The sequence below is a fragment of the Wolbachia endosymbiont of Nomada ferruginata genome, from assembly GCF_001675785.1.
GTDB classification, from domain to species: Bacteria; Pseudomonadota; Alphaproteobacteria; order Rickettsiales; family Anaplasmataceae; genus Wolbachia; species Wolbachia pipientis.
Genome location: NZ_LYUY01000047.1, coordinates 1 through 10,401, shown reverse-complemented (window position 1 = coordinate 10,401; position 10,401 = coordinate 1). Strand labels below are relative to the sequence as shown.

The window sequence follows — 10,401 nt, the reverse complement described above, 5'->3', positions numbered from 1 at the left end:
TTACCAGAAGGTAACGAATTTTCTAGAGAAAAGGGGAGTGAATATGAGAGATGTGGCGGTGATGTATGGAGAAGCAAACAAGGCAATAGAGGAGATAATGGAGAAACGAAACGTAAATGAATTACAACAGCAGGAGGTAGATTTAACAGATTAAACATATAGATTTATATCTTAATATAATATGCGGAAAAAATGTGTATATTTTGTAAAAAAAAACTTGCTTTTTATGCCAAAACAGCCCTAAGTGAAAAAGTAGCTAGTAAACAAATAAGATTTGCTAAGCGCTAAAGTGAGCCAAATTGGAGCCACTTTATATTGCATTAATAGCTGAGGAACTTATGGTAAAATTTAGTAAGAAAGAAAGAGAAGAATTTAATAAGTCGTGGAAAGAAGTATTAGATAACTCAATAGAAAATATTAACAAAAAAGACACAAAAGGAAGGACGATACTACATTACGCGGTGGGAATGCCAGATCCGAAAAAAGTGAAATTATTAATCAAAAAGGGAGCAGATGTAGATGCAGCAGATGCCGGGAAATATAGACCACTACACCTAGCAGTGATGGGGCAACGTCTAGAAAATACAAAAGAGCTGATAAAGGCAGGAGTCGATGTAAACGCAGTGGAACGAAGTAGCAAATTTGCCGCGTTACACCTTGCGTGCATGGTAGCAGAGATAAAAATAGTAGAAGAGCTAGTAAAAGCGGGAGGGAATGTGGAACAAAAAGATAAATTTGGCAAGACCCCAATGGATTATGCGAGAAATAATAAAGAGATAAAAGAAGTGTTAGAGAACGTAAAAATCGCAAATAAACAGAGAGAGTTCATAGAAAAAATAAGGGTTGTATCCGGCAGCAGGTGTGATAGTGGCAAAGGAAGAGCTAGAAACTGTGGATGAGAAAGTGCTATGAGCCGCAACTTTTTTTTAAATTCAGAAGCTAGGATGGAAGGAATAGAAAAGAAAGTATTGAATTTAGAGAAAAAAGCGTTGGAAGAGCTGAGAAAAATATGGAGGAAGGTCTTTGTGGAAGAAGCGCCTAGAAACTCAAAGAAATATTTGATACCAAGATTGGCGTATAGGTTGCAGGAGAAAGCGTATGGAGAAATGTCAAGAAAAGGGGCAAACAGACTAGAATATCTAGCAGATCGACTAGAGAAGGGAAAAAGGATAAGTAGCGATAAACTGCCAGTAGAGGGAACAGAGTTGATATTAGAGAGAGGAGAAGAAGTCCACGTTGTAATGGTAACAAATACAGGTTTGATCTACAGAGAGGAGTTTTATACGTCGTTATCAGCAGTAGCAGGGAAAATAATGGGAATGAGCTACAATGGGCCACTCCTATTTGGAATGAGAGATAAGGAGAAAAAATGCTAAAAGAAGTAAGGTGCGCAATTTATACGAGAAAATCAAATGAAGACGGGCTAGAACAAAAGTTTAACAGTCTTGATGCGCAGCGAGTAGCATGTGAAAAATATATAAAGAGCAAAGAAGGCTGGGTAGCATTGGCAAGAAGGTATGACGATGGAGGCTTTTCAGGGAGTAATTTAAATAGACCGGCGATAAAGGAATTGTTTGAAGATGTAAAGGCAGGAGAAGTAGATTGTGTAGTAGTATATACGCTGGACAGGTTATCAAGGGAAACAAAAGACAGCATAGAAGTAACGTCATTTTTTAGAAGGCATAGAGTAAATTTTATAGCAGTAACACAAATATTTGACAATAATACGCCAATGGGAAAGTTTGTACAAACAGTGTTATCAGGAGCAGCGCAACTAGAAAGAGAAATGATAGTAGAGAGAGTAAAAAATAAAATAGCAACATCGAAAGAACAAGGGTTATGGATGGGAGGAACTTTGCCATTTGGGTATGATGTAAAAGATAAAGAATTAATAATAAATGAGAAAGAAGCAAAGGTGGTAAGGCATATATTTGAAAGACATTTGGTGCTGAAGTCAATGGCAGCATTGGCAAGAGAGTTAAACAGAGAAGGATATCGAACGAAATCAGATATCTTTAAAAAGGCAACGGTAAGGAGAATAATAACAAATCCAATATACATGGGAAAGATAAGACATTATGACAAACAGTATGAGGGAAAGCATGAGGCGATAATAGAAGGAGAAAAATGGCAAAAAGCGCAGGAATTGATAAGGAATCAACCATATAGAAAAGCAAAATATGAGGAAGCATTGCTTAGGGGAATAATTAAGTGCAAGAGCTGTAGTGTAAACATGACGCTGACGTATGCAAAAAAAGAGAATAAAAGGTACCGATATTATATATGTAATAACCATTTAAGAGGAAAGAATTGTGAATCAGTAAATCGAACAATAGTTGCTGGAGAAGTGGAAAAAGAAGTGATGAGGAAGACAGAGCAGCTATATGAAAATTGGGAAAAAAAAGTAGAAGAGTGGAAAAATTTAAGTTTTGGAAAACAGAAAGAAGTAGTGAAAAAGTTAATAAAAGGAGTAATGGTAAAAGAAGATGGAATAGAAGTGTGTTCGGAGGATAAGATAGAATTTGTGCCAATGAACTTAAAGAAGAAAGGAAACAAATGTACAGTAGTAGAACCTGAAGGGAAAACAAACAATGCGCTACTGAAAGCAGTGGTGAGAGCCCATCTGTGGAAACGGCAACTAGAAGAGGGAAAATATAGAAGTGTGAATGAGCTGAGTGCCAAAATTAATATAGGTACAAGACGTATACAGCAAATTTTAAGGTTAAATTATTTAGCACCAAAGATTAAGGAAGACATAATAAATGGGAGGCAGCCAAGAGGATTGAAGTTGGTTGAATTGAGGGAAATACCAATGCTGTGGAGTGAGCAGCTTGAGAAATTTTATAAGTTGGCATGGGAGTGTTAAAAATCACATTCTTTTGGACGTCAATTGAAGCTCTTAAGTCGATACCACTGGTTGAACAGATACAAATAAGACAAATTTCTCAAAAAATCTTTTAAAATGTTAACTTAACATCACCATCACTTCATTATAGAAAACGGCCTACTGTTTCTTCAAGACTTGAAGCTTTTCTCATTTTTTCGCGCTTTGTCCAAGAGTCCACTTTTGTTGCATCAGATTGATTAATTGTTTCAGAACGAATCAACTCTCCAGATCTAGTAAAAAAACCTCGTTCAATAGCATCACGTACTGAACACCCACCAAGCAAACATTTTTCCCCTATTCGTTCCTCACAATTCTGTAATTTTTTCCACTTTTCTTGATCTTCTACTTCTACCTTTATTAGATTTTGCTTATCAGGGTATAATCTCACTTCCAACTCTCCCAAGCCAGTATCGAAAGTCAATACTATATTACTACCATCTGCTAGGCCTACATAATTCCTTATAGCGTTTTCCGTTATAATTTCTACCTCACTCTTACCTATCTTTATTATATTTCTTCCGTATTGTACACCTTCCTGAGTGATACCTAAACCCCTTGCTCCATTTGTAATCTTTGCAACATCTACTTTACTATCCTGTGAATATTCAAGACAGAGAGTAGAGTTGTCGATTTTTACGTCTCTTACCTTACCACTTGTTGCGCTTTGAACGATTGTTATGAAATCTAAAGCACGATTCTCATAATCTGCATAAGCGTTTTTCATATTAGCTTTGTGGCTTTCAAACTCTTCCAGTTCGTCAATTACATATATACTGCTTATGTTGTACAAAATTGCCCCTTTTGATATCAATTGACATACTATACCACTAGCAACCTCTATATTCCTTGAACCTTCGGAACTCTTTCTTAATTCACTAATCTTTCTTATCACAAAATCTGTAAAACTATATTCCTTTTCATATACCTTTCCGTATATACTACCATGGTTAGGAAAGTTCAGCCTTACCCCAAGTTCTATAGCTTCGTTTACAACGCGTTTTAACTCATCTATATCTTTGGATTTATTTACCCTACCCAAAAATATTTTCAACTTTTCCGACTGATCTAATATTAAATCATCCCATAGAGTTCTAAGCTTAGGCAAACGTTTTTTGTCCTTCCACTCTTCGTAATCAATCGCTCCTGCTTCTAGCAGCAACTTTTTTGCTTCTTTGAAATGAGTTTCATTACCATAACAAGCCTCCCTAATCTTTTGAAAAACTCGAGACTTTCCTTCGCAATCACGAAGATTGAGAATCTCTTTAAGACCTTCATTTCCTTTGTGCTGATTGAAAAACTTTCTTAGTCGATTAGTGTTAAAGCTATGACCGCAAATACCTTCTAAATCATTTTTTGCTTCCAATTGCTCCTGAGTTAAAAAGATCTGTTCTAAAAGATTCACTTCAAAAGGTTTTTTGTTAATAATTACAATGTCTAGAGGAGTTTTTCCTTGTCTGTCAGTTTGACCACGTGCTCCTTTTTTCAGAAGCAAAGGTATATTTAAAGTATTATAATAAGCAGCATAGTGCAAAGGTGTTTGCCCTTCACTGTTAACTATGTTAGGATCAGCACCAGATTTTAAAAGTAAAGTCATAAATGCACTAACTGCACAACCTATGTCTTTTTCCACTGCTAAATACTCCATACCTTGTATTACATGTAGTATTGTCAATTTGGATTCTCCCCTTTGAAGATTGAGAACAGCTTTTAGATCATCACCTTTGTTATCGTGTAAAAAGTCCTCAAACCTTGTAATGTCACAAAATGGAAAGTCTGTAAGAAGATTTAACAGTGCCTTATTCAAATTTTTTTGGTTATCTTTTAAATCAGGTACGTTGAAAGACCAATCAGATATTAAATTTTTGAATTTTTCCCTTTTAATAATAGAGGTCAAAGAGCTGTTATCACTAAGCAGCAACGAGTATTTAATTGACTCATACTTATCATCTACCCGCCCCTCCTTCTGTTCTACCTTTACCTCCTTTAAATACTCTGTATCATCATCTTTAATGCGTTTAGCTAGATCCTTTAAAAATTCAATATCTCTGTTTTCCAGTAAAGGTAATGCCCCCTTCTTCATGAGAATCGAGACCATTTTTGTACTTCGTCCAGCTAAGTATAATGGAGTGCGCCGTTTTTCATCTAACGCATTAACATCAGCTCCATTGTTTATAAGATACTCTACTATTTTTATTTTTTGGCTCAAGACAGCATGATGTAGAGGAGTGCTTCCGTCATTATACTTCTTATTAACACTTGCTCCATTTTTTATTAGGATCTCTACCATTCTTGTGTTCCCTTGTGAGATAGCATAATATAATGGATCACGATTGTACGCATCAATTGTGTTAACATCAGCTCCTCCTTTTATAAGGGTTTCTACCATTTGTTTGTTGTTTTTTAAAACAGCAAAACTTAATTGGCACAATGTACCTGGATCTACTTGCTTTAATCTCTCTTCTATTTTACTAACTACATTACTCTTACTTAAACGAACATCAGCGTTAGCAGAATTTAATACTTCCTGCAATTTATTCAATTCCATAACTCCACCTCGGTTAAAAATACTACGCACCATTTTCACACGCATGACATAAAATGCAAGAACTAATATGACATGCAACATTCGTCCTTAGGCATTTGAGGTAAGCTTTGCCTATTCACTTCACATTCATTTAGCCTACTATTAGGCTTTAATACTGCATATGTAATGCCACCAGCAATGGCCCCAACAATCAATGCAGCAGTAGCTGATATTGATAAACTAAGATGAATAGCAGTACATCCAATAGCCACACTTGTCAACATGGTCATTATCCCTACACAGAAACTGGTCTTTATTGCTCTATTAGTTATAGTTAGGTGTTTATTTTCTGTCACTTTTTGATACTGTATCACATTTTTATCATCAGCCAGACTTCCCGAGGTTTTGGGACACTCCCTTACTCGAAGACTAAGATACTTAACTATATCTTTGTAACCATTAGAATCTGCCAAATCGGAAGGAGTCTCACCTCTAAAGTTTTTTACATCAATAGTAGCCTTTTCTTCCTCTACAAGATATTCAACTATATCGTAGCGATTCATTCTAGCAGATTCATGTAATGGAGTATCGCCATTTTTTTCGCTTACTACATTAACATCAGATCCCTTTTCTAACAGAGCTTTAACTATGCCTAAACAGCCCACCTCACAAGCAATATGCAAAGCAGTGCATCCTTCTTCGTTTCGTGCTTCAAAACTAGCTCCTTTGTCTAACAGAAATTGAACTACTTCCAAATGACCACATCCAGCAGCTTCATTTAAAGCAGTATCGCCTTCATAGTTTGTTGCATTAATATCAGTACCTTTGTCTAATAGAGCTTTAACGATTTCTAAGTAACCCTCTCGAGCAGCAATATGCAATACACATTTGAAACTATTCTTTCGTATGTCAGCATTATTCATTTGGCCCAATAGAGCTTTAACTATTTCTAAGTGGTCCTCGCTAGCAGCAATATGCAAAGCAGTACAGTCTTCGTTGTTTCGTGCCTCAACACTGGCTCCTTTTTCTAACAGAAATTGAACTACGTCTAAGTGACACATTTCAGCGGCAATATGCAAAGGAGTGTCATTATCATCGGTTGCTTGGTTAATATTGATTTTTTCTTCACTTATAAAGTACTCAACCACTTTTAATTTACCCATTTCAGTAGCAGAATGAAGAGCAGTGCATCCTTCTTCGTTTCGTGCCTCAACACTAGCCCCTTTTCCTAATAGAACTTGAACTACTTCTAAGTGGCCTGCTTTAGCAGCAATATGTAAGGCAGTGTCACCATTATCTTTTTGCGCATCAACATCAGCACCATTATCTAGTAGAACTTGAATTACGTTTAAGTGACCCATCTGAACAGCGATATGCAGCGGAGTAGCTCCTTCATTGTTTATTACCTCAACAGTAGCTCCTTTTTTTAACAGGGTTCCAACGATTACGAAGCGGCCCCTGCCAGCAGCAAGATGCAAAGGCGTGTTACCATTGTTGTCTTTTATCTCAACACTAGCTCCTTTGTTTAATAGATCTTGAACTTTCTCTAAGGAACCATGAAAAGCAAAATTAAGTAAGTCAGTATGTATATTACTTTCGTGTACACAATGCTCATCTGTTTTTAAGTGACTATCGAGCGTAGCTAAATATGAATACGTAATATTTTGATTAACTTGATAAATTGGTATGGTCTGTGTTGCATAAAAACCTTGTTCTTTTGACCGCTTTTCTATTCCATCAACCATACTGTTCTCTTCTAAATCTGCTTGAATATTTATTGGACTAGATACTTCTTCCAATTGATTACCCACGACACTACCTTAACTTAAAAACTTATGTTTTAATTATTACACAATTATTATAATTAGCAATAGTTTTATATTTTTTTCAGAATTACAAATTTATTGTATTCAGATATAGGAAAATACCTTTTGTCTCTAAAAAACATTGCAACCAAGTATTACAAAGATTTCAATTATTTACTTCTTCAAAGATCCCAAAAAGATCGTATCTTTGTGAGAACAAGCTACGTAAAAGTAGGGTTATGAAAATAGGAACTTGCAATCTTTGCAACAAAGTCAGGGAAATTAGATACTGTCTCTACTGTCAACAAGTTATTTGATTAAAAAGAATAAAAAATGACAAGAAAATTTAGGCTTACATCTTCTATAAATTAGTGTAACTATGGATAAGTACTTTTAGTTTGTGTAGTCGTACTTATCCATAGTTACACTAACTTTTTCACCAAGCAACTCTGTCAAAGTCAAAGCAAAATGATACAATGTAATCTACTATAGTACCAGCATTTTAGGCATGGTCTTCTATGTTGAATGCTCAAAACTGTTGAACATAACTGTTAACATTATTTTACCAAATCACCATTGAATGGTTGATTGTTTTTAAGAATACCAAAAAATACATGCATTAGTTTTCTCATCAGCGCAACAATTATAACCATTGGGCATTTTCCTTTACTGGCTAAACGCTGGCAAAACTTTTGAAAGTGAGAATTACGGTTTCTGACTACTATAGCTGGCATATAAAGAGCTTTGCGAATACGCTCAGATCCTATTTTACATATTCGACTTTTTTTACTTACAGATGACCCTGATTGATAATGTCCTGGATTTAGACCAGCAAAAGCTGCAAATTGTCTAGCATGATCAAAATTATCAACTGATGGCATTTCTGCAACAACAGCAACAGCAGTAAGATATCCTATGCCTTTTACAGTCTTGATCTTTTCTATCATATTTTTTAGGTGTGGATGGTTATCTATATGCCCGTTAATTTCTCTCTCTAGCACAGCAATTTGTGTTTCTATTGTGGTAATTACTTCAAGTATGGCTTGTTTACAACTGGAATACATGTTTTTGTTTTCTAAGCGATTCGTTTGTTGCAACTTGTCATTTCTAAGCGTTTGCAAACAACGATAAAGTTCTCTTAAACGCCTAACTTCAGGAGAAATAGGTTTCCAAAGATCAGGTTTGTTAGCAATACAAAACCTAGCAATCATGGCAGCGTCTGATTTATCTGTTTTGTTTCTAAGTAGCTCACTTTTGCCAAAAGCTTTCTGGGTTTACCACGCTTACATTATGTCCCAGATCATACATAAAGGTAACTAAATCTTCGCTATAACAACCAGTTGCTTCGAGACACAGGTGAATAAAGTCTGCTCCATGTCCATTGCACCAAGCTACAAGCTTTTCAAAACCCTCTTGATTATTGTGAAAAACTTTATGTCGTTCTTTGCTGCCTATCAACAAGCAAGCATCAAATTTTTGTTTAGAAATATCTACACCTAAAACAGCATTGACTTGCATAAAACTACCTCCAAGACTATAATAAATTGAGAGTTTAGACCAACCTTGTAAATACGGGATATAATTCCAAAGATACTGTTCAGTCTTTTAACTCTATTGGAAGGGGAGCAAAATCTAATTTTCGGCCTTATTGGCGTTAGTTCGCATCCGGCTTCACCCTTCCCTGCAAGATATTTTAGCTCTAATACCTTACATCATAAAGATACAAGTTCATATGTGAATTTAGCTTAAATAGGCTATATGAATCACACAGTGCTTCAGAAAAGAACCCAACCTGCCACCTATCCACTCTGAGAGGGTATTATCTTTTCATGCTTCCAACCAAGCAATATACCACCTTCCCTTTACTTTTTTACTTTCATCATAACCCCTTTTTCTGTAGTTTTTACAGATTCAGGCACTTGGTTGCTCACTTCTTCCTATTTTTCGTCTATTATGCTTCGTAATTCATTTACTCAAAAATTCCCTGCTTTTTCTATTGCCTTATATACAGTCTTCCACATCAGAAAATCATTCACCAACCCTGTACGCAGTACATAGAAAATTGCTTCTGATATTTCTTTCTTACTATACTTTGGCTCCTTTTTTGTATGACACCATGAAATATTTTTCTATTCGACCTTTCACTTAAATCTGTTGGGTATTTTTTTCTCATTTCTTGCCTCATTTTGTATCTCTTAATACTATTCTAGTTTCTGGACAATCTCCTAGATCCAGAGATCAACTATGCTTTTGTAGAAAGTTCAGCAAGCCTTGTTTTCTTATGCAAAAAAATTAAACCCTATTTTTAAATCATCAGAAAACCAGTTTATCCTTATTCTAATTCACGAACTAAAGGAATAACCTCTTTACCAAAGAATTCCATTTCTTCTTGGAAATGCAAAAATGCCAACAATATCAAACTTACCCCTATATTCTTTAAGGCAATTATGCGTTCAGCAATTTGTTGTGGAGTACCAATCAGATTGGTTTTAAACCCATCGTTATATTGCACTAAATCTTCAAAAGTAGATTTTGCCCAGTTTCCTTCACGCTCAGGTGAAGCATTACCAGCATTCTGAACTTCATGATGAAAATCTTGTACTGCCTCAAAATCAGCATGTGCCAAAATTTCTTGTAGAACCTGTCGTGCATCTTCTTCAGTCTTACGCACAATAGCAAAGCCGTTTACACCAATCCTAACACGATGACCATTTGCAGCCGCTTTGACCCGGATATCATCTACTTGTTTTGTGATTTCTTCAATGTTGTTACCATTAGTAAAATACCAATCAGATACACGCGCTGCCATATCTCGTGCAGCACGAGAACTACCACCCTGAAAAATCTCAGGTAGTGGATATAATGGTTTTGGTTTTAATGAATAGTGTACAGTAGCGATAAAAATCACCTGCAAAATTAAAACTAGACTCTGTCCATATACCACGCAAACAACGAATAAATTCTTCAGATCGCAGATAACGCTCATCGTGATCCAGCCAATGTTCACCAATGGCTTTAAACTCACTACGAAACCAGCCACTAACTATATTAACTGCAATGCGGGCGTTGCTTAGATGACTAATTGTAGAAATCTGTTTTGCTGCTAAGAGGTTGTCCACAAACCAAGGAATACGTAGTATATAAAGAAAGAATATTGAGGTAAGAGATGAGGAAAAAATATCCAA

At 35.7% G+C, this 10,401-nt stretch carries 7 protein-coding genes and 2 pseudogenes; 3 read left to right on the top strand and 6 right to left on the bottom strand.

What is annotated here, in order from left to right:
• Positions 1-338: 338 nt before the first annotated feature.
• The 3 genes from BA053_RS03600 to BA053_RS03590 are packed head-to-tail and all read left to right on the top strand — an operon-like array spanning position 339 to position 2,866.
• Positions 339-899 (top strand): ankyrin repeat domain-containing protein, encoded by a 561-nt coding sequence (locus BA053_RS03600; protein WP_065106771.1) that lies wholly within the window; start codon positions 339-341, stop codon positions 897-899.
• A gap of 45 nt (positions 900-944) precedes the next feature.
• The gene (locus BA053_RS03595; protein ID WP_065106770.1) at positions 945-1,376 is read left to right on the top strand and encodes a DUF2924 domain-containing protein; all 432 of its coding nucleotides are present in this window, start codon (positions 945-947) and stop codon (positions 1,374-1,376) included.
• A complete protein-coding gene (locus BA053_RS03590) occupies positions 1,370-2,866 on the top strand; it encodes a recombinase family protein (RefSeq protein WP_065095307.1) in 1,497 nt (498 codons plus the stop codon). The genes BA053_RS03595 and BA053_RS03590 overlap by 7 nt, the downstream gene beginning before the upstream one ends.
• Before the next feature lie 124 nt (positions 2,867-2,990).
• On the opposite strand, the gene BA053_RS03585 is transcribed toward BA053_RS03590, so the two are convergent.
• The 6 genes and pseudogenes from BA053_RS03585 to BA053_RS08340 all read right to left on the bottom strand — a co-directional run.
• On the bottom strand, positions 2,991-5,465 hold the full coding sequence (locus BA053_RS03585; RefSeq protein ID WP_167347055.1) for an ankyrin repeat domain-containing protein: 2,475 nt from the start codon (positions 5,463-5,465) through the stop codon (positions 2,991-2,993).
• Positions 5,466-5,494: 29 nt separating this feature from the next.
• Complete coding sequence (locus BA053_RS03580) at positions 5,495-7,222, bottom strand: ankyrin repeat domain-containing protein (protein ID WP_065094552.1); 1,728 nt, start codon at positions 7,220-7,222, stop codon at positions 5,495-5,497.
• Between the two features lie 551 nt (positions 7,223-7,773).
• Positions 7,774-8,734 (bottom strand): annotated as a pseudogene (locus tag BA053_RS03575) (IS110 family transposase).
• Between the two features lie 347 nt (positions 8,735-9,081).
• Positions 9,082-9,389, bottom strand: a pseudogene (locus BA053_RS06760) (transposase); the annotation flags it as partial.
• A gap of 159 nt (positions 9,390-9,548) precedes the next feature.
• Positions 9,549-10,124, bottom strand: coding sequence for an LLM class flavin-dependent oxidoreductase (locus tag BA053_RS03570; protein ID WP_255356243.1), 576 nt, complete (start codon positions 10,122-10,124; stop codon positions 9,549-9,551).
• Positions 10,063-10,401 (bottom strand): LLM class flavin-dependent oxidoreductase (locus tag BA053_RS08340; protein ID WP_218914976.1); only part of this gene is annotated, 339 nt, incomplete at its 5' end. The genes BA053_RS08340 and BA053_RS03570, both read right to left, overlap by 62 nt.